The organism is Chryseobacterium wanjuense, from assembly GCF_900111495.1.
Taxonomy (GTDB): Bacteria; Bacteroidota; Bacteroidia; order Flavobacteriales; family Weeksellaceae; genus Chryseobacterium; species Chryseobacterium wanjuense.
The window spans coordinates 1,340,615-1,364,764 of sequence record NZ_FOIU01000001.1 but is presented as its reverse complement, the minus strand read 5'-3'; the positions used below and the strand labels follow the sequence as shown (position 1 = coordinate 1,364,764).

Annotated in this window: 27 protein-coding genes; 13 read left to right on the top strand and 14 right to left on the bottom strand. The window is 36.5% G+C overall.

Annotation, left to right across the window (positions count from 1 at the left end; all coding sequences use genetic code 11):
* Positions 1–60 precede the first annotated feature (60 nt).
* The 5 genes from BMX24_RS06200 (at position 61) to BMX24_RS06180 (ending at position 4,679) form a co-directional block, all read left to right on the top strand.
* Positions 61–1,251, top strand: coding sequence for a PAS domain-containing sensor histidine kinase (locus BMX24_RS06200; RefSeq protein ID WP_089791179.1), 1,191 nt, complete (start codon positions 61–63; stop codon positions 1,249–1,251).
* 9 nt (positions 1,252–1,260) lie between these two features.
* Positions 1,261–2,313 carry a response regulator gene (locus BMX24_RS06195; protein WP_089791178.1) on the top strand — a complete coding sequence of 351 codons (1,053 nt, stop codon included), beginning with the start codon at positions 1,261–1,263 and terminating at the stop codon, positions 2,311–2,313.
* Positions 2,314–2,392: 79 nt separating this feature from the next.
* Positions 2,393–2,767: a Rossmann-fold NAD(P)-binding domain-containing protein gene (locus BMX24_RS06190; RefSeq protein ID WP_089791177.1), complete on the top strand. Its 375-nt coding sequence runs from the start codon at positions 2,393–2,395 to the stop codon at positions 2,765–2,767.
* 62 nt (positions 2,768–2,829) lie between these two features.
* Positions 2,830–4,200 (top strand): MBL fold metallo-hydrolase RNA specificity domain-containing protein, encoded by a 1,371-nt coding sequence (locus BMX24_RS06185; protein ID WP_089791176.1) that lies wholly within the window; start codon positions 2,830–2,832, stop codon positions 4,198–4,200.
* A gap of 20 nt (positions 4,201–4,220) precedes the next feature.
* Positions 4,221–4,679, top strand: a complete 459-nt coding sequence (locus BMX24_RS06180) for an NUDIX hydrolase (protein ID WP_089791175.1) — start codon at positions 4,221–4,223, stop codon at positions 4,677–4,679.
* Positions 4,680–4,691: 12 nt separating this feature from the next.
* On the opposite strand, the gene BMX24_RS06175 is transcribed toward BMX24_RS06180, so the two are convergent.
* The 10 genes from BMX24_RS06175 to BMX24_RS06130 all read right to left on the bottom strand — a co-directional run bounded on the left by BMX24_RS06175 (position 4,692) and on the right by BMX24_RS06130 (position 13,823).
* Entirely contained in the window at positions 4,692–5,387 is a 696-nt protein-coding gene (locus BMX24_RS06175) for a VIT1/CCC1 transporter family protein (RefSeq protein WP_089791174.1), read from the bottom strand.
* A gap of 22 nt (positions 5,388–5,409) precedes the next feature.
* The gene (locus tag BMX24_RS06170; protein ID WP_089791173.1) at positions 5,410–6,180 is read right to left on the bottom strand and encodes a phosphatase PAP2 family protein; all 771 of its coding nucleotides are present in this window, start codon (positions 6,178–6,180) and stop codon (positions 5,410–5,412) included.
* A 5-nt stretch (positions 6,181–6,185) separates the two neighbouring features.
* Positions 6,186–7,376, bottom strand: coding sequence for a DUF3570 domain-containing protein (locus BMX24_RS06165; protein WP_089791172.1), 1,191 nt, complete (start codon positions 7,374–7,376; stop codon positions 6,186–6,188).
* Between the two features lie 21 nt (positions 7,377–7,397).
* Positions 7,398–7,763: a DUF4266 domain-containing protein gene (locus BMX24_RS21500; protein ID WP_394332533.1), complete on the bottom strand. Its 366-nt coding sequence runs from the start codon at positions 7,761–7,763 to the stop codon at positions 7,398–7,400.
* Positions 7,760–8,686 carry an FAD:protein FMN transferase gene (locus tag BMX24_RS06155; protein WP_089791171.1) on the bottom strand — a complete coding sequence of 309 codons (927 nt, stop codon included), beginning with the start codon at positions 8,684–8,686 and terminating at the stop codon, positions 7,760–7,762. Before BMX24_RS06155 ends, BMX24_RS21500 begins: the two co-directional genes overlap by 4 nt.
* Before the next feature lie 4 nt (positions 8,687–8,690).
* Complete coding sequence (locus BMX24_RS06150) at positions 8,691–9,137, bottom strand: thioredoxin family protein (RefSeq protein WP_089791170.1); 447 nt, start codon at positions 9,135–9,137, stop codon at positions 8,691–8,693.
* A gap of 113 nt (positions 9,138–9,250) precedes the next feature.
* Positions 9,251–9,640: a hypothetical protein gene (locus BMX24_RS06145; RefSeq protein ID WP_089791169.1), complete on the bottom strand. Its 390-nt coding sequence runs from the start codon at positions 9,638–9,640 to the stop codon at positions 9,251–9,253.
* 112 nt (positions 9,641–9,752) lie between these two features.
* Entirely contained in the window at positions 9,753–10,415 is a 663-nt protein-coding gene (locus BMX24_RS06140) for a BON domain-containing protein (RefSeq protein WP_089791168.1), read from the bottom strand.
* A 50-nt stretch (positions 10,416–10,465) separates the two neighbouring features.
* Entirely contained in the window at positions 10,466–12,787 is a 2,322-nt protein-coding gene (locus BMX24_RS06135) for a glycosyltransferase (protein ID WP_089791167.1), read from the bottom strand.
* Entirely contained in the window at positions 12,777–13,823 is a 1,047-nt protein-coding gene (locus BMX24_RS06130; protein WP_089791166.1) for a glycoside hydrolase family 130 protein, read from the bottom strand. Before BMX24_RS06130 ends, BMX24_RS06135 begins: the two co-directional genes overlap by 11 nt.
* 340 nt (positions 13,824–14,163) lie before the next feature.
* Between BMX24_RS06130 and BMX24_RS06120 the strand changes: the two genes are divergently transcribed.
* The 7 genes from BMX24_RS06120 (at position 14,164) to BMX24_RS06090 (ending at position 18,732) form a co-directional block, all read left to right on the top strand.
* Positions 14,164–14,595: an Hsp20/alpha crystallin family protein gene (locus BMX24_RS06120; protein ID WP_089791164.1), complete on the top strand. Its 432-nt coding sequence runs from the start codon at positions 14,164–14,166 to the stop codon at positions 14,593–14,595.
* Between the two features lie 946 nt (positions 14,596–15,541).
* A complete protein-coding gene (locus BMX24_RS06115) occupies positions 15,542–15,880 on the top strand; it encodes an ArsR/SmtB family transcription factor (RefSeq protein WP_089791163.1) in 339 nt (112 codons plus the stop codon).
* Complete coding sequence (locus BMX24_RS06110) at positions 15,870–16,343, top strand: SRPBCC family protein (protein WP_089791162.1); 474 nt, start codon at positions 15,870–15,872, stop codon at positions 16,341–16,343. Before BMX24_RS06115 ends, BMX24_RS06110 begins: the two co-directional genes overlap by 11 nt.
* Before the next feature lie 17 nt (positions 16,344–16,360).
* Positions 16,361–16,939, top strand: coding sequence for a YdeI/OmpD-associated family protein (locus BMX24_RS06105; RefSeq protein WP_089791161.1), 579 nt, complete (start codon positions 16,361–16,363; stop codon positions 16,937–16,939).
* Positions 16,940–16,958: 19 nt separating this feature from the next.
* Positions 16,959–17,363: a DoxX family protein gene (locus tag BMX24_RS06100; RefSeq protein ID WP_089792774.1), complete on the top strand. Its 405-nt coding sequence runs from the start codon at positions 16,959–16,961 to the stop codon at positions 17,361–17,363.
* 11 nt (positions 17,364–17,374) lie between these two features.
* On the top strand, positions 17,375–17,932 hold the full coding sequence (locus BMX24_RS06095) for a DUF4256 domain-containing protein (RefSeq protein WP_089791160.1): 558 nt from the start codon (positions 17,375–17,377) through the stop codon (positions 17,930–17,932).
* A 296-nt stretch (positions 17,933–18,228) separates the two neighbouring features.
* Positions 18,229–18,732, top strand: a complete 504-nt coding sequence (locus BMX24_RS06090) for a hypothetical protein (RefSeq protein WP_089791159.1) — start codon at positions 18,229–18,231, stop codon at positions 18,730–18,732.
* 61 nt (positions 18,733–18,793) lie between these two features.
* Here BMX24_RS06090 and BMX24_RS06085 read toward each other — a convergent pair whose 3' ends face one another.
* Positions 18,794–19,825 carry a threonine aldolase family protein gene (locus BMX24_RS06085; protein ID WP_089791158.1) on the bottom strand — a complete coding sequence of 344 codons (1,032 nt, stop codon included), beginning with the start codon at positions 19,823–19,825 and terminating at the stop codon, positions 18,794–18,796.
* A gap of 85 nt (positions 19,826–19,910) precedes the next feature.
* Here BMX24_RS06085 and BMX24_RS06080 point away from each other — a divergent pair, with 85 nt between their 5' ends.
* Positions 19,911–20,564 carry a metal-dependent transcriptional regulator gene (locus BMX24_RS06080; RefSeq protein ID WP_089791157.1) on the top strand — a complete coding sequence of 218 codons (654 nt, stop codon included), beginning with the start codon at positions 19,911–19,913 and terminating at the stop codon, positions 20,562–20,564.
* A gap of 122 nt (positions 20,565–20,686) precedes the next feature.
* Here BMX24_RS06080 and BMX24_RS06075 read toward each other — a convergent pair whose 3' ends face one another.
* The 3 genes from BMX24_RS06075 to BMX24_RS06065 form a co-directional block, all read right to left on the bottom strand.
* The gene (locus tag BMX24_RS06075; RefSeq protein WP_089791156.1) at positions 20,687–21,865 is read right to left on the bottom strand and encodes an aminotransferase class V-fold PLP-dependent enzyme; all 1,179 of its coding nucleotides are present in this window, start codon (positions 21,863–21,865) and stop codon (positions 20,687–20,689) included.
* A 216-nt stretch (positions 21,866–22,081) separates the two neighbouring features.
* A complete protein-coding gene (locus BMX24_RS06070) occupies positions 22,082–23,221 on the bottom strand; it encodes a hypothetical protein (RefSeq protein WP_089791155.1) in 1,140 nt (379 codons plus the stop codon).
* A 12-nt stretch (positions 23,222–23,233) separates the two neighbouring features.
* Entirely contained in the window at positions 23,234–24,148 is a 915-nt protein-coding gene (locus BMX24_RS06065; RefSeq protein ID WP_089791154.1) for a TssN family type VI secretion system protein, read from the bottom strand.
* Positions 24,149–24,150 lie beyond the last annotated feature (2 nt).

Sequence of the window (24,150 nt, the reverse complement as noted above, 5' to 3'; positions counted from 1 at the left end):
ACATTTTTTATCATTAATCCTTTAAAATTCTTACCTTTAATTTGGGTTATTAATTTAAGTATGGAAAGTGCTAAACTGTTACGTGCCATCATAGAAACAGCTATTGACGGTATTATTACTATAGATAGCAAAGGCAAAATAGAAAGCCTGAATCCGTCTGCTCTAAAAATATTCGGGTACAAAGAAGAGGAACTGATCGGAAAAAACATTTCCGTGCTGATGCCGGAACCGGACAAAAGCCGACATGATGGCTATCTGCACCGTTATCAGGATACGGGTGAAAAAAAAATAATAGGAAAGGGGAGAGAAGTAAGAGGACTGAAGAAGGATGGATCTCAGTTCCCTTTCAGGCTGGCTGTAAGTGAAGTACAATATGAGGACAGAATAATATACACTGGATTTATCCACGACCTTTCCAAAGAAAAAGAAGCAGAAGAATTTTTAAAAAAATACGCGAGCGAACTGGAAGAACTTGTAGAACATCGTACAAGATCCCTCAAACAAATGCTTTATGAGTTGGAAGAAGCAAAAGAAGAAGCCAATATCTCGCTGGAAAAAGAGAAACACCTCAACAAGATGAAAAGCCGTTTCGTCTCCATGGCGTCACATGAGTTCCGTACGCCCCTCAGCTCTATGCAGCTTTCGGTGGTACTCATCGAAAAGTATCTTCAGATCTCAGACAATACGCAGATTCTTAAACATCTCCAAAAAATTAAAAATGCTATTGCGAGTTTAAATGGCATTCTCAACGATTTCCTTTCTTTAGAAAAACTTGAAGCCGGAATTATAGCTCCTAATTTCGGAGTATTTGATGTGATAAAATTTTCCGAAGAACTGACTGAAGAACTGCAGCTTATTACCAAAGATGATCAGATCATCATTTATCAGCACACCGGCTCCGAATCTGAAATAAATCTCGATCAGAACTTATTGAGAAACTGCCTGATGAACCTGATAAGCAATGCCATAAAATATTCCGGAGAAAACACCCTGATCGAATTTTCCACAGAAATAAATGAAAAATATTACCTGTTTACAGTAAAAGACAACGGAATAGGAATTCCCGAACAGGACCATGCTGCACTTTTCCAGCCTTTTTTCAGAGCCCACAATACCGGAAATATTCCGGGAACGGGACTCGGTCTTAATATCGTACTTCGATATGTAAACTTAATGGACGGGAAAGTAAGTTTTGAAAGCAAATCCAACGTCGGTACTACTTTTACTTTATTATTTAACAAAAAATTTTAAAAAACTCAGATGGAAAAAATACGCATCCTGATCATTGAAGATAATGACGACATCCGTGAAAGCACCGCAGAAATTCTCGGACTTGCCAATTATGAGGTATTTCAGGCATTGAATGGGAAACAGGGAATAGAACTTGCCATCAAACATATTCCGGATATTATATTATGTGATATCATGATGCCCGAACTCGATGGGTACGGCGTTTTGCACCTTCTGAGCAAACGGGACGACACAGCATTAATTCCCTTTATTTTCATTACAGCAAAAACCGACAGAGCCGAGATAAGAAAAGGCATTGAAATGGGTGCTGATGATTATCTTACCAAACCTTTCGATGATATAGAACTTTTAAATGCCATAGAAAGCAGACTGAAAAAAAAGGAACGCCAGACAAAAATTTATAGCGAAAACCTCACTCAAATGACTAATTTGTTCCAAGATTCCCACGGGCTTGATGAACTGAAAAAATCATTTGATGAAAGGAAAATTAAATTAATGAAAAAAAAGCAGGTCATTTATTATGAAGGAGATACGGCCAATGCAATCTATCTGATACTATCGGGTTCGGTAAAAACCACCAAAATGACGGACGAAGGAAAAGAGCTGATGACAGGGGTTTTCCAGGCGGAAGATTATTTCGGGATCACTTCTTTATTTACCGGTAGGGAATACAAGGAAACGGCTGAAGTATTGGAAGATGCCACCTTATGCTCCGTACCGAGAGAAGTCATCGACCAGCTGTTGTATAAATATCCTGATGTGGCTAATAAATTCATTAAAATTCTCGCCCAAAATATCGTCAATCATGAAGAACAGCTCCTGCAGCTTGCCTATTTTTCCGTAAGAAAACGTATGGCAGAAGTACTCATTAAATTACATACGAAACATCCCGATAATCAAGGTTTTGAGATCTCCAGAGAAAATCTTGCTTCGATGGCCGGAATGGCTATTGAAACAGTAAGCAGAATTCTGAGCGATTTTAAAGAAGAGGGATTAATAGACAGAAATGCGAGTAAAATAATCATTCTTGATATGACCCGCCTTCAAAAATTAAAAAACTAATTTCTATCATTTTTTATCGTGATCTTACACATTCGCTGCCTCTGTTTTGTTCAGTACATTTGATCGATGAACAGAAGGTATGAAAGTAATTATTTACAATATCAATCAGGAAGATAAAAAGCTTCTCGCCCTGGCTAATCGTAAAAAACATAAAATTACGATTATCACATCGCCTTTGGATGAAACGACTGTTTATTTCGCTGATTCGAAAGACGTTGTGATCCTTACAGACCATATTTCACCCGAAATCATTGAACTATTAAGCTCCCTCAATATAAAATATTTACTATTTGATTCTGATGAACTGTCTCCAGCCGAAACTTCATTAATTAAAAACAAGGGGTTTACATTTATTCAAATTAAAAATTCTGATCAAAAACCAAAGGCTTTTCAAATTATTGACATCCTTGATGAATGGGAAAAAAGTGATAAGGATCATTCTGAAAGGAAATGAAGATCATCGCTTGAAAATTATTTCAATTTTAACTTTGAATTCATAATCTAAACACTTTCATTATGGAATCTATTAGTTTAAAATCATTGGGCGGTGCAGAAACCGTAACCGGATCCAAACATCTTTTAAAAACACCAAAACTTACCGTACTCATTGATTGCGGATTGTTTCAGGGAACAAAATTTTTACGGGAACAGAATTGGGAAAACTTAAATACAGACGTTTCAGAGATAGATGCCATTATCCTTACCCATGCTCATCTGGATCATTGCGGCTATATTCCCCTTATAGTAAAAAATGGTTTTAAAGGTAAAATCTACATGACCGAGCCCACCCGGGAATTAACCAAACTTATCTTATTAGACAGCGCCAAATTACAGGAAGAAGATGCCGAAAAGGCCAATAGACACCATTACTCAAAGCATCATCCTGCAAAACCGTTATACACCATCAATGATGCGGAAAAATCTTTCAGACAGTTTTTTACCGTTGCAGAAAACAGGGAAATTAAATTAAGCAATCATATTCATATCAGATTTAAACAATGCGGACATATCTTAGGAGCCTGTTCCGTTGAGGTTACCTGTTATGATAAAATAATTATTTTTTCAGGAGATATCGGGAGAAATCACAGCTTTGTTTTACCTGCCCCGGATTTTTTCACCCAGGCCGATTTTCTGGTCATGGAATCCACTTACGGAGACAGGCTTCATGATAGCGCCAACCTTTACGATGAGCTGGAACACTGGATTAATTTAACTGTAAAAAACAAAGGAAATATCATCATTCCAAGCTTTGCGGTAGGAAGGGCACAGGAAATCATCTATATCCTTTATCAGCTGAAAGAACAAAACAGAATACCTAAAAATCTTCCGATCATACTCGATAGTCCGATGGCCGCAGCGGCGACAGATATCGTGCTTGAATATGCAGATTACACCAATATAGACCAACAAAAATGGATTGAGATTCTCGACACCATCACCATCAACCGGGATTATGAACAAACAGAAGTAATAGTGCATGATAAACAAAGCAAGATCATCATTGCAGGCAGCGGAATGATCACCGGTGGGAGAGTGCTCGAATATCTTAAACATGATATAGGAAACAGCAAAAACACGGTTTTCATCGTAGGTTTTCAGGCAGAAGGTACGCGTGGAAGAGCGTTACTCAATAAGTCGTATGAGCTTAAAATGCATGGTAAATATTACCGCGTAAAAGCCAATATCGTTGAAATCACAGGATTATCTGCCCACGCAGACCAATCGGAACTTATAGATTGGATCAAAAAATATCAAAATCCGCCCAAACAGATCATGCTTGTACATGGCGAACCATCTCCGTTGGAAGCATTACGGGTGAAAATTCAGTCAGAATTACAAATCCCTGTGAAAATTATGAGGAAAGATGAGGAAATTACTTTATTTTAGTTAGAGCTAAATTAAAGCTAATGAAAATAAGCGCGGGCATTTTAGTATTTAAAAAAGAAAAGAATGATAATCTCTATTTTCTGGTTCATCCCGGCGGTCCTTTCTGGAAAAATAAGGATGAAGGCGCCTGGTCGATCCCCAAAGGAGAAGCTTTGCCCGATGAAAACCTCTTGGAAAGAGCCTTAACTGAGTTTAAAGAAGAAACAGGAAAAACAATCGAGGGAAAATTCATAGAATTATCGCCTGTAAAACAAAAAAGCGGAAAAAAAATCTATGCCTGGGCTGTGGAAGGAGAAATAGAAATGTCTGATCTCCAAAGCAACACCATCATGATAGAATGGCCACCCAAAGCAGGGAAGATGCTTGAAATCCCGGAAGTAGACGCGTGGGAATGGTTCAGTTCGGAGGAAGCCAAAAAAAGAATAAATCCCGCACAGGCAGGATTTATAGATGAATTGGAAAAGCTTTTAAATAATTAATAAAAACTAAAATTAAGCAACCGTGACACCAAAAAAATGTCCTATCAAAGCGGTTATTCCCATAGCTACTGTTCCCCAGAAACAAATTCTCAGCACTGCAATTCCGGTTTTGGAACCTCCCGTTCTTGCTGAAATTGCGCCAAGAATCATTAAGAAAATAATAGAAAATCCGTATTGAAAGTATACCATCTGCTTAATCGGAGCCAGCAAAGAAACCGCAAAAGGAAGCAAAGCACCGAGAGCAAACGAACCAAATGAGGCAATGGCAGCCAAAAAAGGTTTTGCCTGAGTGATCTCATTGATTCCTAATTCGTCGTGAGCATGCGCCCCCAAAGCATCATGCTCCGTAAGCTCGGTAGCAACTTGCAATGCCGTTTCTTTGCTTACGCCTCTTTTTTCATAAATTTTAGCAAGTTCTTTCAGTTCGATTTCCGGTATTTCCTCGAGCTCTCTTTTTTCTCTTAAAAGATCAGCTTTTTCGGTATCTTCCTGGGAACTTACGGAAACATATTCTCCGGCAGCCATAGACATTGCACCGGCTATCATTCCGGCCAAAGCAGCCAGAATAATGGTATTTCGCTCAGTATTAGCTGCTGCCACACCGATCACAATACTGGTTGTGGAAAGCAATCCGTCATTAGCTCCCAAAACAGCGGCACGAAGCCAGCCAACCCGGTTTACGTAATGTTTTTCTAATTGATGATACATAATTACAGTTTTTATTAAATTATTAAAAATTTAAAACAAACCCAGCTCCAAAGTTTTTAGGTTCCGCAACAGGATATATGAGGGCAAAACTTTTAGCATCTTTTTTATTAAACATCCTATTAATAATGGGAAACAGCCAATATGCCAGCTCTGTGCTCAGAATTCCGAATCCGGCTCCGGCAACTACATCTCCCACCCAGTGTTTATCATTCAATGTTCTGTAGACGCCCGTAAAAACAGCGACAGGATATCCTGAAATTGCCATCCAGAAGTTTTCATCCTGATATTCCCTGAAAAGAAAATGTGCGGATGAAAAAGCTGTAGCAGTATGGCCCGAAGGAAATGACAGAGAATTCGATCCATCAGGTCGCTCTTCTTTTATAATGTGCTTCAAAGGCAGTACAAACGCCGCGGAAATCAATTGGGAAGTCCCATAAATGATTGTTCTTTCTTTAAAATTGTGCTTTCCTTTTATTCCCGTGAGATTATAGCCATACACCATTGCTGCAGGTAAATATTGGGTATAATTGTCCAGTTTAATCTTTTTTGGCTGATGTTCTCCGATCTCATATTTTGTGGATCTGTTGAGGTCTTTCAGTGCGTCTGAGGTTAAACTTATGACGCCATATCCAATAAAAACGGTCGGTACGATCAGTTTTTTATAATTGGGTTTGTAAATATTATCCTTGTATTCAGAAATGTGATCTTCGGAAACTGAAGAATCTGCCTTAATCTGTCCATAAAAAACATTTGAACAGATTAAAGCAGTTAAAATCATGGTTAATAATTTCATACAATTTATTTAAATCTTAAATTTAATGAAATAATATCAGATTTCATTCCCACAGATTTTGTATAATGTCCGTATCGGATTTCCAGCATATTGAGACGTTCTATGCCAAACAAACCGTTCTTCGGACTGAAACGGATTCCGGCTCCGTAAAAATGGCTGTCAAATTTAGAAAGGTCATAATTACTGGTGTAATAGTCATCAAACGCTGTATGTTGCTGATATGGAGCAAAATATTTGGCTGAAGTCTGCGAATAATACCTGTAAAACGGACTTACCGAAATAAAAGGTGAGATCTTCACAGGAGTTTCCAGGCTGAAGGTATTTGATTTCAGTCCCCAATCATCGGTGTAATACCGGTAATATGCTCTCAGAATCACTCTATCACCCAGAAAATAATTGGCTCTGGCTCCCAAAGGAAGTTTAAATCTTCTATCCGGCAACGTTTCCTGATGCACAGAATTATCCGCAAAATAAACCCTGTGGAAAGGCAGGCTTAAATAGCCGGTTTGCTGAACTCCGTCTGCCAGAAACTCCACCTGAAAATTCTGATTAATGATCTGAGTGTATGATAATGAAAGGGCAAATGTATTTCTTCCGCTTGTTCCGTAGCTTTCGTGTTCGCCATCTGTGACTCCTCCTTGACGCAGTTCGATAGGTGCAATTAGCTTTACCTGGTCGATATAAGCTTGAAATTTGGCCGTAAATTCTCCCATCCTGTTGGCTGTTTTTTGGGCAAAACCGATATTGGCACCGTAAGACTGGTAATCGTATTCTGTAGAAAACGAAACGCCCGCCATCAGGGTGGTTCCTTTGCTTTCATTTTCGCGGCTCCAGCTTAGTGCGGGATAAATTCTGTTGTCTGCGTGAGAGGCTGATGAATTGGCTTTAAGATCGATCATATCCGAAGATGCTGATGTATAATGATCTATTCCTACACTGAAATTGAATTTGTTTTTTCGTTCCTTTTTATCGTATTTCACCATGGTTACATCGATGGTGTTGGAAATGTCTGTAAGCTTCTCAGACCCGATTCCTCCTGTAACGGCAGAATTGTTTCCGTCCTGACGGTAATAGCTTGATACCAGATTGGCTTCATCTAGGCTAAGCTTTTTAGGCTGTTCGTTATTTGTATTTTCCTGCGCTTCTGCGTTGAGAAATCCGAAAAGGGCAAGGATACTTATGATGATTTTTTTCATTTTTTTCTAATCAATTAATTTTTAATTACATCCGCATCCGCCGCCAACTTTTCCGGCATTGGCTCCTGAAGATCCTTCTCTGTATGACTGAAAGCTCAGTTCGGTTTTTTCGATGGTTCTGTTTCCGAGTACCATTTCGGCATCGTTTAATTTATTTTTTTCGTATTCTTTTACCACGGTACAGGAATGTAAAAACGGAATGATCATGATTGCAGATACAACCGCCATTGTTTTAATACTAAATATTCCTGATGTGGCGCTACGTTGCAGCCCGGCTTGAACGGAGCTCTTTTTGCGAGGAACGAGCAAAAAAGCGGGAGTGGAAGACGGATAAAGCTGCCCAAATACATATTGAATAACGCTATTATTTTTTGTTGAATTTTTCATTTTAAATTGATGTTTTGAGATGAATAAATGTTGTCCTGATCATCGATAATGATGCATTCCAGATGATTGATCTGATTGATGAGATGCAATGCAGCGTCGGTTCCCATGATACCCACGGGAGTTGCCATAGCATCGGCAATTTCGGCGTTCGGGCAAAAAATGGTGACACTTTTTATTCCTGAAACGGGCATTCCTGTTTTCGGGTTGATGGTATGCGAATATTTTTTGCCATCGATGATGACAAACTTTTCGTAGTTTCCTGAAGTTGCCACAGCCATATCCGTGATATTCATATAAGAAAATGGCAGTTTTGCATTGTCGGGATCGGCAATTCCGATGGTCCAGGGTTTTCCGTTCGCCTGATTTCCCCAGGTGGTAAGGTCTCCGGAAGCATTTACAATGCCGGAACTTACTCCTTTTTCCTGAAGCAGCCTTTTGGCCATTTCGGCGGCATAGCCTTTCCCGATGCCTCCAAAACCGATTCTCATACCTTTTTCTTTGAGGAAAACGGTCTGATTTTCGCGATCGAGGAGAATATTTTTGTAATTGACCAATTTTAAGTGTTCTTTTACCAGCGCGGGATCGGGGAGATGCTTCATTTCGCGATCGAAATTCCAGAAACTTTTGTCGATTCCGCCATAGGAAATATCGAAATATCCGTCTGTAATACTGCTGATTCTGATGCTCCGGTCTATCAGGTCAAATACCTCCCGATCTACTTTTACAGGCTGAATTCCTGCATTCTGATTAATAAGGCAGGTCTGACTTTCTTCATTAAAAGTCGTCAGCAATTTTTCGATTCTCCGGATTTCCTGAATGGCATCATCAATGTGCTGATTCGCGGCTTTTTCATCATCACTTACGACGGTAATTTCAAAAGCGTTCCCCATCAGTTTCTGAGGTCTTTTGAATTCTCTCAACATTTTTTTATTGTTTTTGATGATCTTTTATATCCCTGATTTCTTTGCTGAAAGCCAGTACATTTTCAGAAGGAAGCCCTTCCCAGCTTTTCAGGATTTTCCCCTCCGGACTCAGGAGGAGCGTGTAGGGAAATAGCCCTTTCGGGTTGTACTGATCGGCAAGAGATGCATTTTCTTTTTTCAGATCAGGAGAAAGCTGATTCTTTTTATTTCTGGGAAAATCTGCATTGATGTAAACGATCACGTTTTCCGTTTCCAGCTTTTTGAAATCTTCTGTTTCAATGATATTTTTATGAAGCTTGATGCACGGAATGCACCAGTCTGACCCGGAAAAATTGAGCAAAATAAGCTCATTGTTTTCTGCTGCCTGCTTTTTGGCATTTTCTAAACGGCTCTGCGCCTGAATACCAATAGAAAACACAACCATCAATATGGCTGAAAGTATTGTTTTCATTATCTAAAAATTTATAATGATTTAAATTAATTTTTATAAATATCCATACACTGAAAATAAGTTCAGTATAGGAAAAGTTGTTTGATTACGGTAATCAAATAAGATGAAATTTACTATGAAAATGTATGTCTCGGCGGTTCCCAGACAGAATTTAGAAAACCTCTGTAACAAAAATCTTCGTCATAAGATGGGATTTTGTGAGACTTTATTTGCCTAAACTGTTCATTTCCGGCTTCAAAATGAAACCCCTGACTCATCGTAAAAACTAGTGCAAGAGGTGCCGAATGAATAATAAAAGGCAATTTTTGATCTTTACTGTAATCTTTGTCTTTTACCGGGTGATCGTAGTGTGTTTTCAGAAATGCAGTGAGTGTCATTTCCGGGTTTAAGGCTTTGTGTTCCCAATAATGTTCTATCAGTGTCGGAATTTTTAACAACTGATACAATTCGGTTGTAGAAACCAAATATAAAGACAACAACAGTATGGAAATCAACTTTTTCACTACATCAAAATTATGAAATGTTTCATTAAGAATGATTTTAAATAAGTGGTATTTTTTAATGACCTGCGAAAAGCTCCACAGGTCATTTAATTAACTTAATGATAAAATTTAATTATAAGAAATATTCGTAATCGATTTCCAATTCGTTTCTCACATTCCAAATTCCCGGAGTTTTCCAGGCGATACGTCCCGCTTCTTCTTTTTGATACCATGAATTGGCGGTTCCTGTTAACGTTACCGTCGTTCCTGATACGGATACTTTAATTTCACTATCGTCAATGGTACTTCTTCTGAGGGCATCTTCAATATCTTTTTTCTGAATTTCATCATCTACTTCAGATTTAATTTTAATGTTATTGATCACACCTTTTACACCGATAAGGTATTTTATGGCTTGTCCTGCTTCTTCTTTCTGATAATTCCAAGGAAGCTCGCCTTCTAAGGTAACCTTGCCGTCTTCAACTTTTACTTTGATATTGTCATCCGGAATAGAATAATTTGCTTTCAAAGCATTAAGAACTTCTTTTGCCACTTCGGCATCGGTTTTATACAGTGAGTTTGGGAATTTCACTTCGATATTTTCTACCAAAGCCTTCAGTCCGGATACTCTTTTGGCGGCATTTTCTGCTTCCATCTTTTTTGCGTAGCTGTCTACCACACCCGTTAAGGAAACAATACCATCTTTGGCAGTCACACCTATCTCTGCTGAATGCAACAATGGTTCCCATTGAAGTGCTTTCTGAACATCTCTTTGTAGTTCTGCATTTGTTTTCATTTTAATAAATTTTTTGAGGTTAATAAATGTTTAAAGGTTAAGATTATGTTTTAATGAAAAGCTCTTTCTGTCTTATTGCGTTTTGCTGCATAGCTTTTTACCGGTACAGCATATTTTTCCATAACCAGCCGGGCCATTAAATAACTGATGGTAGATTCTGCACCCTGGTTTAAGTTGATGTAAGTATCTTCAACACCATCATAACATCCGCCGGTACAAGGATTGTATACGATTTGGTTTAAATGGTTATTGCCTAAAAACCATTCAAACGCAACAAACATTTTCTGCTTGTAATTTTCAATTTTGAATACAGTATAAAATTCATTTAATGCTATAATAGTATAAGCTACATCAATAGGCTGTTCCCCGCCTTTATGAGCTGCATCAATTTCCCTGTTATTATGCATCCAGCCCTTATTAGAAATTACTTTGATCGCGTCCTGGGAAAATATTTTTGATATCAGAAAATCAAACGAAGCTGTTGCAATTGATCGGTATACTGATTTCCTGATCGTAAGCCAGGCCATTAGCATAGCCTCCGGTATTACACTGTTAGCATAAGTTAAGTAACTTTCGTACCATTGCCACGTGTCATCGGTTTCGTGTCTGTACATCTGCACAAGGCGGTCTGCCAATTCTTCAATGGCAAGCCTGTTCTGTAAAGAATTATTTTTCAGGCCAGCATAATAAAGTCCTTTGATAATGAATGCCATAGCTCGTGTAGAATGAATGTCGGAAGCCTGCAAAACAGCTTTGTTAAATAACACCTGTGCCTTCCTGATCAAGTCTTCCGGGATCATGTCTTGAAGAGAAAGCAAATATCCCAAAGCCCATATAGCCCTTCCAAAAGAGTCTTCCAGATTGCAATCGCTATTTTGTGCTGTAAACTCCTTTTGGAAATTAATATAATTTAAAAAGCATCCTTCCTGAAAACTATAGGAAATAAAATTAAAATAAATCGTGATATACTTTAGGTCACTTGCTGTTCCGAAGATTTTATAATGTTGACACATAGCTATTAACGCTCTGGCATTGTCATCTACAGTGTATCCCGAATCTTTATCCGGATGATTTATAACCGAAAACTGAATGATTCCGAAGCTGGTCGTCATTTTTTTGATATGATTCAGATTGATTTCCGGTATTTTATACTGCAGCTTTACATTAAAATCTAAAATTTTTCTAAACTGCTGTACATGAGCAATTGCCGAATTTTCCCAAGCAGTAGGAGCCATTTGGTGTAAGCCGTTTAAGGAAATATTATTTCTCAACTCTTCATCATTTAATAATTTATTTACCTGTTGGGAAAGCTGTAAAGGATTTTCAAAGTCTATAATAATTCCGGTTCCGTTTTGCAGCACTTCGAGGGCGTGCGGAATAGGAGTGGAGATGATAGGGCATCCGCAGCTTATTGCATAGGAAAAAGTACCGCTCACAGCCTGATTGGGATCTTTTGAAGTAAACAGGTAAACATCCGTAAGCTGTAAATACTCTAATAATGCTTCAAGCGGTAAATATTCGTTGACAAAGGCAACGTTTGAATTTAATTGCAAGTTATCCACCAGCAACTCCAGACTCTGTCTGTATTTTTCACCTTCGTGCTGGACTACGCAGGGATGTGTTTTTCCGATAATAAGAAACAAAACATCAGGATGTTGCTCAACTATCGAGGGTAATGCATGAAGTGTTGTTTCAATACTTTTCCCGGAACTCAGAAGACCAAATGTTGAAAGTATTTTTCGGTTCTGGTAACCGTATTTTTTCTTTAAAGTATTTTTATTGATATGTTCTACCAGGTGGGTGCCGTGCGAAATGACTGTAATTTTATCTTTTGCAATCTCATAATCGTTTTCTAGTATTTCCCTGGCAGAATTAGTCATTACTATTAATTTATCTGCAAGTGCCGCAATAGTTTGGATATACTGTTTTATTTCTTTCTCCGGTTTTGGTAAAACGGTGTGAAATACCACAGCCAAAGCTTTGTTTACAGAGTTTAAAAATTGTAATAATTCTTTTTCATTATTTCTGAATAAACCAAACTCATGCTGCAGGATTACCAATTCGATTTGATCAGACAAATTGATATTTTCGGTCAGTTCACGATATGATTCAGGATTGGCTGTTTCTAGGATATAATTGACATCTCCGTTATATTCATGTGCTTCGTTTTCCAATGCACATATTTTGATATCAAAAGATTCTGTGAATTTATCATTGATGGCTTTGATTAAATCCTGTGTATACGTTGCAATGCCGCATTCTCTGGGAGGAAATGTGGTAATCATCAACCACTGTGGCACTTTCTTTTTTAGCACGGCATTCGCAAAGGATGCGTCTCGTAATCTTTTTTTCATATTTAATCTATTTTTCATTTGGCAAGTTTTTATAAGTAATTAGTTCTTTTAACAATTCAGAAAGACAAACTGAAGCACAGGCAACGCGTTCATCAGCAGCACCATAGTATATATAAAGCGTATCTTCACAAACCAGAGCACCGCTGGGAAAACAGATATTATTCGTTAATCCGCACCGTTCATAATCATATTCCGGTTTGAAAAGAGGATAGGGTAAACGGGCTATCTCATGTGTAGGATCTTCCAGATCTAATAATGCGGCACAAACACAGTATACATAGCCATCTACGGTATCATGAACTCCATGATAAATCAGCAGCCAGCCTTCTGTGGTTTCTACAGGAGGGCAGCCTCCGCCCAGATAGCTTACTTCATGATCATATTTTGGAGAAATCAGAAGATGATCACTAAACATAAGGAAAAAATTATCCCAAAAATTATGGGTAAGCTCACTCAGATCTTCTACAAAAACAATCTGGATATCCGGCTTTATCCGATGTAAGAAATAAAACTTTCCATTAATACGTCTCGGAAAAAGTATCACATTCTTGTCCCAAAGGAGCACTTTTTTTCCAAACTTTTTTGGGACAATATATTTCCCGTTGAACCGGAAATATTTTTCATTTAATTCTCCTTGAGATTCTGCTAAATATCTAAACTCTTCGTAAGAATATTGCGGCACAATAAGCCCTCGCTTTTCCCAGGTCACCAGATCTTTCGATGTCGCCAATGCGCCTAATGCATTTATGCCATCGTAAGCAGTGTAGGTAAGATAATATGTATCTTCAATTTTTACAATACGGGGATCTTCTATGCCTTTCTTTTCATATTCGTATTGTGGAAAAAGAATTGGAATTTCCTTTCGGTCTTCAACGGTTACTTGCTTTTTTAATCTGCAATGGCCGATGCTAGAGTAGTTATCTTTACTCACCGCCCTGTAAAACATATGAACCGTACCATTTTCACTCAAAATCGCCGGGTTTGAAACTCCTGAACTTTCAAATCCGTGGTTGGTTTTTTCCAGGATGACACCTTCTTTTTTTACCTTGATCATGGCAGTATACTTTTAATAAATATTTAATTATCAATAATTAAGCACACCAAAGTTCATCAAACCACATAAAGAAAAAAATGATGATCATCACACCGAAATGTGATGCTAGTCAGCTAAATAAAATTAATCTACAGAAAGCTTATAATAACCAGATTGAGCTAGCCTCATTTTTTCCAATTCTCAAAAAAAGGGATTTAATTTTTGTTTTTAATCGAAAACAAATAGGATGGGAGACAGGAAAGGGAAGGGTGATGAAGATCATTTCAAATTGTAATTATTGTCATCGTTCAAAAGTTATTGTCGTCCTAATTTTGGACAACTAATCTAAAATAATTTTATTATGAAAACCTTAGAAAAAATCAACACATTTCCGTCACTAAAATCAATCGTAGAAGATTTCTGGAATACTGATGGATTCCTGAGCCAGCCACTTTTTTCAAAAAGTATGTATCCGACTGTTAATATTATTGACAAAGATAAAGCCTACGAATTAAAAGTTTCTGCTCCGGGCTTTAAAAAAGAAGATTTTAAAGTAGCCAATGAAAACGGATTGCTTACAATAAGTGCGAAAAAAAGCAGTGAACATACCGAAGAAAAAGAAAATTATTTAAGAAAAGAATTCTCCACATCTTCATTTTCACGAAGTTTCCGTTTGCCAGATAATATTTCTGAGGATCAGATCAAAGCTACGTATCAGGATGGATTGCTAAACATCAGTCTGACGAAAGCAAACCCGCAAAAAGGAGAGGTAAAAGAAATTAAAATTGACTGATAAGTTATGTACATCTGCAATTGAACAAAGGAAGTAATTTACCAATAAATTAGGCAAAGTATCATCCTTTTTCTGGGAGTTTGACAAAATTGATAGTTCTTTTGTCGGCTCCCTTTTTTTATTAATTCAAATTTCTGGATTCATTCTGCATGACATTTTCACTTAAAATATTATTTAAGCTGAGAACGAATAAATTCCATAGAAACAGATTTCTTACTTTTTAGATGTTCATTTGGTTGAAATTCTACACAAGATTATAGTGTAGAATTTTTTTTTGAATTTAAACTCTAATGAAAATATTGTAATAAATGGAAGTTTCAACTTAGATATTCGTTTTGTCCGGATTTAATTTATAGCCATAATTTATCAACTTAATTTGATACAAGATAAATACACGAATTACAAGCAATATAACAAACCGGAAACATATTCAATTTAACATAATATAAATTATAGGATCTTTATTTATCCGATATAAGAGAGGTTTAAAATATGACCCATTTCTGTGTTTTCAAATTGCTGAGAATCGATTATATAATTTCCTTTTTATAATAATCTTTTATAATCTCTTATAATCATACTTTTTTTATATTTTAAATTTTTAACTGTTGAGAATCTTTTAAAATTTTATTTTTTAAAATTGTTTGAATATTTAATTTTTCAGTTTGAAATATTACGGCTGACTTTAAACAAAACTTATAATTTCAGGTTTCGGCTAAAGCCGAATTCGTTTTAATCTTTTGAAAACGGGCTAAAGCCCGTTCCTATTATATACAAACCTCATAATTCCTAATCGCTGAAAATCCGCTGTACAATTTTATTTCACCGATAATCTTATATATTTTAAAATTAAAACCATATCCGAATATTTTAAATCAAAAATTTTTAAAATAAAACTTGCGTAGTTAAATAACTTCATATAAATTTGTAGTCAAATAGCTACATAATGAATTTAAGACGAGATGTATTTCAGGCCATAGCCGATCCGACACGAAGATCAATCCTGATGCTGGTCGCGACACAATCGATGACTGCCGGTGCTATTGCTTCCAATTTTGATACCGCAAGACCTACCGTTTCAAAGCATCTCCAGATCCTTACAGAATGTGAATTGTTGAAGCCCGAACAAAACGGTCGTGAAATCATTTATCACCTAAATCCAAATAAAATGAAAGAAATTGCCGATTTTATAGAACCTTTCCGCAAAATGTGGGACGACAGATTCAATGCGCTGGAAAATATTATGAAAAATTATCAAACAAAAAATAACAAATATGGAACTTAAAACAAAAATTCACGCCGAAGACGGAAAACAGGAAATCTTCATTACCAGGGAGTTTGACTTACCTGTAGACCTTCTTTTTAAAGCCTATACAGATGCCGAAATCGTTGAACAATGGATGGGAACAAAGGTTTTAAAGCTAGAAAATAAGCAGCACGGCAGCTACCAGTTTGAAACTTCAAATCAGCATGGTGACGTGGTTTTCAGAGCAAACGGAACAATTCACGAAGTCATTCATAATCAGAATATTACCAGGACTTTCCAGATGGAAAACACTCCTTTTCCCGTTCAATTTGACTATATAGAATTTGAAAAACTTTCGGATGATACCAGCAAAATCACCATTCACACCATCTACAAATCCGTTGATTTCAGAGACCAGATGCTGAAACTTCCTTTTGCACAGGGTATCAACATGGCGCACAACCGTTTACAGGAAGTTGTTTCTAAGGAAGTTAAAAGTTAATTAATTTATTCATCATCATGAATCCAAAAGTTGATTTCTTCTTTGATAAAGCCAAACAATGGCAAAAAGAATTTGAAAAATTAAGAACCATTGCCCTCGATACCGAACTTGAGGAAGATTTGAAATGGGGATGCCCATGCTATACCTATCAGGGGAAAAATATTTTCTTAATTCACGGTTTTAAAGAATATTGTGCACTCCTGTTTTTCAAAGGTGCTTTGATGAAAGATCCTGAAAATATTTTAATTCAACAGACTGAAAATGTGCAGGCTGCAAGACAAATCCGTTTCACCGATGTAAAGCAAATCATTGATTTAAAGAAAGTTCTTAAAGACTATATGTTTGAAGCTGCTGAAATTGAAGAATCAGGAGCAAAAGTTGAAATGAAGAAAACCAGAGAATTTGAAATGCCGGATGAATTTCAAAAGAAACTGGATGAAAATCATGAACTAAAAGAAGCATTTGAAGCTTTAACACCCGGAAGACAAAGAGCTTATCTACTCCATTTTTCTTCCGCAAAACAATCCAAAACCAGAGAATCAAGAATTGAAAAATACATTCCGGAAATTCTTAATGGGAAAGGATTAAATGATTAAAAATTTAAACTATAAAAAAATGGAAACACCAAACAAATCACAAAAAAGAAACAAAATCATCTATTGGATTTTCACCCTTTGGATGTCGCTGGGAATGATTTCAACCGCCATTGTCCAGCTCATGAAAAACAAAGATGAACTCGCCAATTTCACCAATCTTGGCTACCCTGCTTATCTCATGACCATCATCGGAGTCTGGAAAATATTAGGCGTGATCGCTACATTAATCCCGAAAACACCATTATTAAAGGAATGGGCTTATGCCGGGTTTTTCTTCCTGATGTCGGGCGCCGTTGCTTCGCACATCATTGTCGGAGATCCGATCGGAAAAACATTTCCTCCGTTTTTACTGCTTGTTTTAGTGTTAATTTCCTGGTATTTTAGACCTGCTGACAGAAAAATTTCAAATATTCAAACCACTTAACAACATTTGATATGAGCAAAAAGAAACTAACTGCAGAACAAAACGAAGAGCTTTTGAAGGTTCTGAAAACACGTTTTGAGAAAAATATGAGCCGTCATCAAGGGCTAAACTGGGATAAAATTCAGGCAAAACTGGAGAAAAGCCCCGAAAAACTTTGGTCATTAAACGAAATGGAAGAAACTGAAGGCGATCCCGATGTAGTTGGCTATGACAAAAAAACAGACGAATATATTTTCTTCGACTGCTCACCGGAAAGCCCGAAACGAAGAAGCCTTTGCTACGATTATCAGGCCTGGGAAGCGAGAAAAGCCAATAAACCGGAAAGTAACGTCATCGACAAAGCCGCAGAAATGGGCATTGAATTGTTGACAGAAGACCAATACCGACAGCTTCAGGAACTGGGAAAATTTGATTTAAAAACTTCAAGTTGGGTAAAAACTCCCGCAAATATTCGTGAATTGGGAGGTGCCATTTTCTGTGACCGCCGCTATAATACTATTTTCACCTATCACAACGGCGCAGATTCTTATTACGCCGCCAGAGGTTTTCGGGGATGCCTTAAAGTGTAAAAAGTTATAAGTTATAAATTATAAGTTAATGAGTTATGAGTTTTTGTGACTCATTTTCTTAGCTTAAATAAGATCAAATATTTTTAAAACTTATGTGTTCTTGTTTTTAATTAAATAGAAAATTAATCTTTTGTCACTTTTGTGGTTAAAATAAAAAAGTCTTTACAAGTTCAATCTTTAAATTTTTAATTAAATTGAAAATTAATTTTTTATTTATACCTAATCTGCTCTCATATAGAAATAGTATTACTAATTTAGCATTATCGAAATTTGACTTAACTATAACAAACAAGGATATGAAAAAATTAATCTTATTAAGTTCATTATCAGTATTTTTGCTGAATTGTAATAAAAAAAAGGAGGTTTCATCTACAGATAAAGCTCCCGCTGATACTACCATGGCTACACAACCTGTGGTGGATACTTTAGGTGCAAAATCCTTCTGCTACATGGGCGTGACGGGGAAAGATACGGTGTATGTGACCATTGATGACAATTTGGGAACGATTACCGGAAAAATGGCAACCAAAAACAGTGAAAAAGACAGTAACAAAGGGGATTTAACAGGTTTTAAATCCGGGGACACCCTTAAACTTACGTACGAATTTGCTTCCGAGGGAAAAACAGGCAACAAAAATGACATCTATTTTATCCAGACAAAGGACGGTCTGAATGAAGGAATCGGTGAAAGAGATGCCGAAACCGGAACAAAATATGCCAACGAAAAGAAAATCAAATACGAAGGCGGAAGAAGTCTGAAAGTAGCTGATTGTAATACAGTTGCGAAAGCTTTGAAATAATTTTCAACTCATTTAATGACAAACTTTAAATAAAAAACAGCCTGAAAATCAGGCTGTTTTTTTATAATTCACTTTTTAAAATTTCGATAAAATCATTGACGGGTTCATCTTCCGTATTCCATGATGTAATGAGACGGATTGCTGAAAAATTTTCATCAATTTTCTTCCAAACGTAAAATTCAAACTTTTCCGATAATTTTTGAATTAAATCGTTCCTTAAAATCGGGAAAATCTGATTGGTGTAGGTATCAGAAAGGAACTCTACTCCCCTTTCTTTCATTGCATTTTTGATTTTCATTGCCTGCTGATTCGCATGTTTGGCCAACTCAAAATACAGATCATTTTTCATCAGTTCCAAAAACTGGATTCCCAACAATCTTCCTTTCGCCAGCAAAGCTCCTTTTTGTTTAATATTAAAAGCAAAATCCGGCTGAAGTTCCTGATTATTAATAACAATCGCCTCTCCGATCAAAGCTCCGTTTTTGGTTCCGCCCAAATAAAAAACATCTGTAAGTTCGGCAACTTTTTCCAACGTCAAATCGCTGATTTCCGAGGTAAGACCGTGCCCCATCCTCGCGCCGTCCATAAACAGATACAGATCATTTTCTTTGCAAAAAGCAGATAATTTCTCAAGTTCTTTTAAAGTATAAATCGTTCCCAGCTCCGTAGAATTGGAGATATACACCAATTTCGGCATCACCTGATGTGGTACATTTTTATGGCTTTCCAATACCGGAATAATATCTTCGGCAGTGAGTTTTCCGTCTTCTTTTTCAATACTTAAAATCTTGTGTCCGGTTGCTTCTATGGCTCCGGTTTCGTTGTTTAAAATATGTCCTGTAGATGCCGAAACTGCACATTGATAGGGCCTTAAAACAGAGGAAATAACAATTAAATTCGCCTGCGTTCCCCCGGAAACAAAATAGATGTCCGAATCGGATTTTTTAATTTTTTCCTTAATTAATTCTTTGGCTTGCAAAGAATATTCATCTTCTCCGTATCCTGCCTGCTGATCGAGGTTGTGGCGTAAAAGTGCTTGTAAAATATTTGGATGACAACCTTCTGAATAGTCGTTTTTAAATGAAAATTTCATAGAGTAAAATTAAAAAAAGTAACACGAACAAGCACAAATAATTAATAATATTTTGTTAGATTTGTAATGAAAAACATCTAACATTTTGAAAACAACACTTACGGAAGAAAACTACCTGAAGGCTTTATTTCATCTGGTTGACAATGAAAATAAGGTTACAATCAATGAGCTCAGCAAATTTTTGTCCGTAAAAATGCCGAGCGTGAACAATATGATGAAGAAGTTTGCAGAGAAAAGCTGGGTGATCTACGAAACCTATAAACCACTGATTGTCACAGAAAAAGGAAGGCGTGAAGCTGCTTTGGTTGTAAGAAAGCACAGGCTTACGGAAATGTTTTTGGTGAAAAAAATGAATTTCGGCTGGGAAAATGTACACGAAATTGCAGAACAGCTCGAGCACGTACATTCTACGATTTTTTTTGATAAAATGGATGAAATTCTTGATCATCCCAAGTTTGATCCGCACGGAGAACCTATCCCCGATAAAGACGGAAACATTATCGCACAGGATTTACAGAAATTAAGCAATTGTGAAATCGGTGAAACTGTGATTTTTGCGTCTGTCACACTCTCAGATGATGCTTTTCTGAATTATCTTACGGAGCGTAAATTACTCCTGAACAAGAAAATCAAGATCATTAAAATTGAGAATTTTGACCAGTCGATTACCGTTGAAGTTGACGGAAAACAGGAAATTTTAAGCCTGAAGGCTACAGATAAAATTTTGGTGAAAAAGTAATTTGTGAGCCAGTAAAATGGTTTACTTAAAATGCTTCGACAGGCTCAGCATGACATTCCTAATACTAACCGTCATTTTGTAGTGATCTTATGTTGAACTTGTCGAAGCATCTGCATTTCGAATTATTTTAAGCTATTTTTCAAAATCTCAGAAACTTTTTCAATTTCATCCACAGTATTGAAATAATGTGGTGACAATCGCACAATTCCATTGATATTTTTATTTGTAAAATCAATTAATGCAGAATTTTTATAAGTCACAGAAAAGAAAACATTATTTTCTTTCAAGACTTTTTGAATATTTTCAAGATCTCCGTCCGGACCGGAAAAAGTCACGATACTGCTCAGATTATTGCCCCAATCCCAAACGTTAAACCTACTATTTTTAAGGTTTTGCCTTAATTTTTCTGATAATTTTCTGTTGTAATTTTCAATTTCCTGCATTCCTACAGCATTCGCATATTTTGTAGCTTCCATTAATCCTAATAAAGATGCATAAGAAATTTCCCAGTGCTCGAATCTTTTGGCTGTTTTAAATAATTCATAATCATCGAATTCCGACCAATTTGCCCCTCTCATATCCAACAATAATGGGGCGTAATTTTGCTCTAAAACCTTATCCGAAACATATAAAAACCCTGTTCCTCTGGGACCCCGCATGAATTTCCTTCCGGTTGCCGTCAGAAAATCACAGCCAATTTTTTCAACGTCTACCTCCAATTGACCCACAGACTGACAGGCATCAACCAAATACAAAACATCATACTGACGACAGATTTTACCTACACTTTCCACATTTTGAATCAAGCCGGAATTTGTCGGTATATGAGTAACCGCAACCAATTTCGGACGATATTCTTTGATTAAATGTTCCAAATCCTCCAGATCCAATTCATTATCTGAAAGATTTTTCGTTCTTATGACTTTTACATTTAATTTTTTCTGTAGTGAAATAAATACGATCTGATTGGAAATATAATCATCAACGGTGGTGATAATAACATCCCGTTCTTTAAAAACAATGCTCGACAACGCCTTGGCATAAGCATCTGTAGCACTTGTAGCAAATGCAACATTAGAAGATTTGCAGTTGATCAGTTTTGCTGTTTCATCGTAAAATTGCTCTAATAATTCCGCATTTCTGTTTGCAACTTCATATCCTCCGAATTGTTCTTCCTGATGTAAATAATTAATCATGGAATCTAAAACTACTTGAGGCATTAAAGAAGAACCTGCATTATTTAAGAATATTTTTCCGTCTGATAATCCTTTTATGTCTTGTCTTATTTTATCTGTGTTCATTTTTTAATTCTTATTTTATTTATCCTAATACAATATTCTGTCATTTTTACGAAGGAAGAATCTATTATTTTCATTTTCTCGCAGATTTAGCAGATTTTTTTATTCTTAAATAATTAATTAAACATAATCATCTGCGAGACTAAAAAAAACAACTATACACAAAAAATCCCGAAATTTCAAATAACGGGATTTATTATATTTTAAATAGAATTTAGATTAATCTAAAACACTCCAACCTCTTTTCGGATTGTTGTTGTTTGAAACTTCCTGTTCATTAACAATGATATTTTCTTTTCTCTGACCGATATAATCAAGTTCGCTCAGTTTAGAGAAAATTGTTTCCAGGCTTCTCAACATTTGCTGGATATAAAGTAATGGTTCTCCGCAATTGTGGTGGTCATAATTTGTTTCAGCTACGATGGATAGCTGGTTTAGTAAAGTATGAGGAGCAATCTCACTCCATTCTAAGCTATAATTCAGCATTTCTTCCAATTCTGCAGGAACCAGCACCTGAGTCGCATTGTATAAACGAAGCGCAAGCTTGGCAAAAGATTCGATCAAAAATACAGGCGGTTGGTACGGCGTAATATTTCTGAACTGGAAATACATATCTCCAAATGTATTTATCATCGTATTACACAGGAACTTAACATTTTGTGCTAATGCCGTATTCTGATTTTTATGCGAAGTTTTTTGGATAATTTTAAAAGCATATTGCTGTAAATTTCCAATAGATTTTGCATAATTATTATAGTAATCCAACAATGCAGGATGGCTCTGAATCGATGTACACGGCGGAATAAAATTAGAATCTACCTGAGCAATATTTCCTTTTAAATCCACTTTCCCGATGATTAAATAATTTCCTCCTGAGTAACTGCTGTTCAGGGAAGTTACGGGAAGTAATTCGATATGGTGGTTCGATTGGGTATTCGGGTGACGCGGCGGAATTTCCTCCGGATCGATATCTCCAAACGGAACTTTATCAAACGGATTAACAGAAATTAAGATATAATATTCACCATCGGCCTGCTCTTCGTTCATTGATTTGGCCAACGATTTTACGCTTACTCTCCTGTCGTTGAGTTCAATTCTGTAACCGGCCATTGTGATAGCACTGCAATGCTTGATTACGAGCTGCACATCGTTGGTAGCTGTATTATGAACATCAAAAATCGTTCTGTCCGTAAATTCGTTGGAGATAGGCAAAAGCCCATAGTTATATGTAGTGATTGCCAATGAGTTGGAATCTCTGATGGTATCAATTAAAAAATTATCCTGATCATTCAGATGTCTCTGGGAAACCTTCATCCCGTCAACCCAATTGATTGCAAAATGCTTAATAGGCTGTATCATATTCAATATTTTTTAAACTGTGTGTGATTGTGGTTTTCTTATTCCTTCTTCCTCGTGTTGGATCACTCTTTTACAGATCACGACATCATTTTCGGCGATGCTGTTTTCCATAATATCCTGGTCAAAATCTATATATTTTCTGAAACTGAAAAACGACTTTTTCGTATAAAAAATCCAGTAATAAGGCTCTCTCGCCTGATCCGAAAGATGAATGATCGAATTCGGATTTTTGTGGTTGTAATCATCCACAACCCTGTAGAACCAATCTCCGAAGGTAACACCTGTCGGTAAAGTTTTAGCCTTGATTCTGAATCTGTTGGCATCTTCAAGATTCTTGCTTAATTCCACATTTAAAACCATTAACCTGTCGAAATCAGCACCTTCAAAATCCGGAAGTTTCTGATCCGGCGAATATCTCCATGTTTTATAAATATCAACAGGAATACTGATCAGCTGAATGTAACAGTAATGGAAAACCAACGGCACAATAAAAATAAACATACTCGTTGCCGCCATGATCGGATATCCCGTTCCTTTGCTCATCCAATTGAAAATCAGGTAAAAAAGATAACCTCCGAAACCAATACACGTCAATGAAAGTATCGATTCAAAAAGAATACTTTTCGTTAAAGAATTTAAATGCTTTTTAAAATATTTATCTGATAAATTCACATGAATGATCCCTAAAATAAGGTAAACAATCTGTGCAATAAGATACCAATAAGGATTAAAAAGATTGCCTGCAAAACCGAAAACTCCCGGAATGGCAAGACATAAACTGCACAACAGAACATATATAATAATGGTCTTGATCTTGATTGCAGGCTTATTTCTTCTGATGGCGCCTAAAATAACCATCATAATTACCGCAAATAAAGGCATTAAAATATACCTTAAAAAGATCCCTTTTACTGAAGAAACTTCCATTG

Excerpts from the sequence above, each read along its gene's own strand:
- BMX24_RS06115 (WP_089791163.1), top strand. The coding sequence starts at position 15,542 with ATGAATTTAAGACGAGATGTATTTCAGGCCATAGCCGATCCGACACGA.
- BMX24_RS06095 (WP_089791160.1), top strand. The coding sequence starts at position 17,375 with ATGAGCAAAAAGAAACTAACTGCAGAACAAAACGAAGAGCTTTTGAAG.
- BMX24_RS06085 (WP_089791158.1), bottom strand. The coding sequence starts at position 19,825 with ATGAAATTTTCATTTAAAAACGACTATTCAGAAGGTTGTCATCCAAAT.
- BMX24_RS06100 (WP_089792774.1), top strand. The coding sequence starts at position 16,959 with ATGGAAACACCAAACAAATCACAAAAAAGAAACAAAATCATCTATTGG.
- BMX24_RS21500 (WP_394332533.1), bottom strand. The coding sequence starts at position 7,763 with ATGAAAAATTCAACAAAAAATAATAGCGTTATTCAATATGTATTTGGG.
- BMX24_RS06105 (WP_089791161.1), top strand. The coding sequence starts at position 16,361 with ATGAATCCAAAAGTTGATTTCTTCTTTGATAAAGCCAAACAATGGCAA.
- BMX24_RS06180 (WP_089791175.1), top strand. The coding sequence starts at position 4,221 with ATGAAAATAAGCGCGGGCATTTTAGTATTTAAAAAAGAAAAGAATGAT.
- BMX24_RS06130 (WP_089791166.1), bottom strand. The coding sequence starts at position 13,823 with ATGATCAAGGTAAAAAAAGAAGGTGTCATCCTGGAAAAAACCAACCAC.
- BMX24_RS06075 (WP_089791156.1), bottom strand. The coding sequence starts at position 21,865 with ATGAACACAGATAAAATAAGACAAGACATAAAAGGATTATCAGACGGA.
- BMX24_RS06190 (WP_089791177.1), top strand. The coding sequence starts at position 2,393 with ATGAAAGTAATTATTTACAATATCAATCAGGAAGATAAAAAGCTTCTC.
- BMX24_RS06200 (WP_089791179.1), top strand. The coding sequence starts at position 61 with ATGGAAAGTGCTAAACTGTTACGTGCCATCATAGAAACAGCTATTGAC.
- BMX24_RS06165 (WP_089791172.1), bottom strand. The coding sequence starts at position 7,376 with ATGAAAAAAATCATCATAAGTATCCTTGCCCTTTTCGGATTTCTCAAC.
- BMX24_RS06150 (WP_089791170.1), bottom strand. The coding sequence starts at position 9,137 with ATGAAAACAATACTTTCAGCCATATTGATGGTTGTGTTTTCTATTGGT.
- BMX24_RS06195 (WP_089791178.1), top strand. The coding sequence starts at position 1,261 with ATGGAAAAAATACGCATCCTGATCATTGAAGATAATGACGACATCCGT.
- BMX24_RS06110 (WP_089791162.1), top strand. The coding sequence starts at position 15,870 with ATGGAACTTAAAACAAAAATTCACGCCGAAGACGGAAAACAGGAAATC.
- BMX24_RS06140 (WP_089791168.1), bottom strand. The coding sequence starts at position 10,415 with ATGAAAACAAATGCAGAACTACAAAGAGATGTTCAGAAAGCACTTCAA.
- BMX24_RS06170 (WP_089791173.1), bottom strand. The coding sequence starts at position 6,180 with ATGAAATTATTAACCATGATTTTAACTGCTTTAATCTGTTCAAATGTT.
- BMX24_RS06185 (WP_089791176.1), top strand. The coding sequence starts at position 2,830 with ATGGAATCTATTAGTTTAAAATCATTGGGCGGTGCAGAAACCGTAACC.
- BMX24_RS06175 (WP_089791174.1), bottom strand. The coding sequence starts at position 5,387 with ATGTATCATCAATTAGAAAAACATTACGTAAACCGGGTTGGCTGGCTT.
- BMX24_RS06135 (WP_089791167.1), bottom strand. The coding sequence starts at position 12,787 with ATGAAAAATAGATTAAATATGAAAAAAAGATTACGAGACGCATCCTTT.
- BMX24_RS06120 (WP_089791164.1), top strand. The coding sequence starts at position 14,164 with ATGAAAACCTTAGAAAAAATCAACACATTTCCGTCACTAAAATCAATC.
- BMX24_RS06155 (WP_089791171.1), bottom strand. The coding sequence starts at position 8,686 with ATGTTGAGAGAATTCAAAAGACCTCAGAAACTGATGGGGAACGCTTTT.
- BMX24_RS06065 (WP_089791154.1), bottom strand. The coding sequence starts at position 24,148 with ATGGAAGTTTCTTCAGTAAAAGGGATCTTTTTAAGGTATATTTTAATG.
- BMX24_RS06070 (WP_089791155.1), bottom strand. The coding sequence starts at position 23,221 with ATGATACAGCCTATTAAGCATTTTGCAATCAATTGGGTTGACGGGATG.
- BMX24_RS06090 (WP_089791159.1), top strand. The coding sequence starts at position 18,229 with ATGAAAAAATTAATCTTATTAAGTTCATTATCAGTATTTTTGCTGAAT.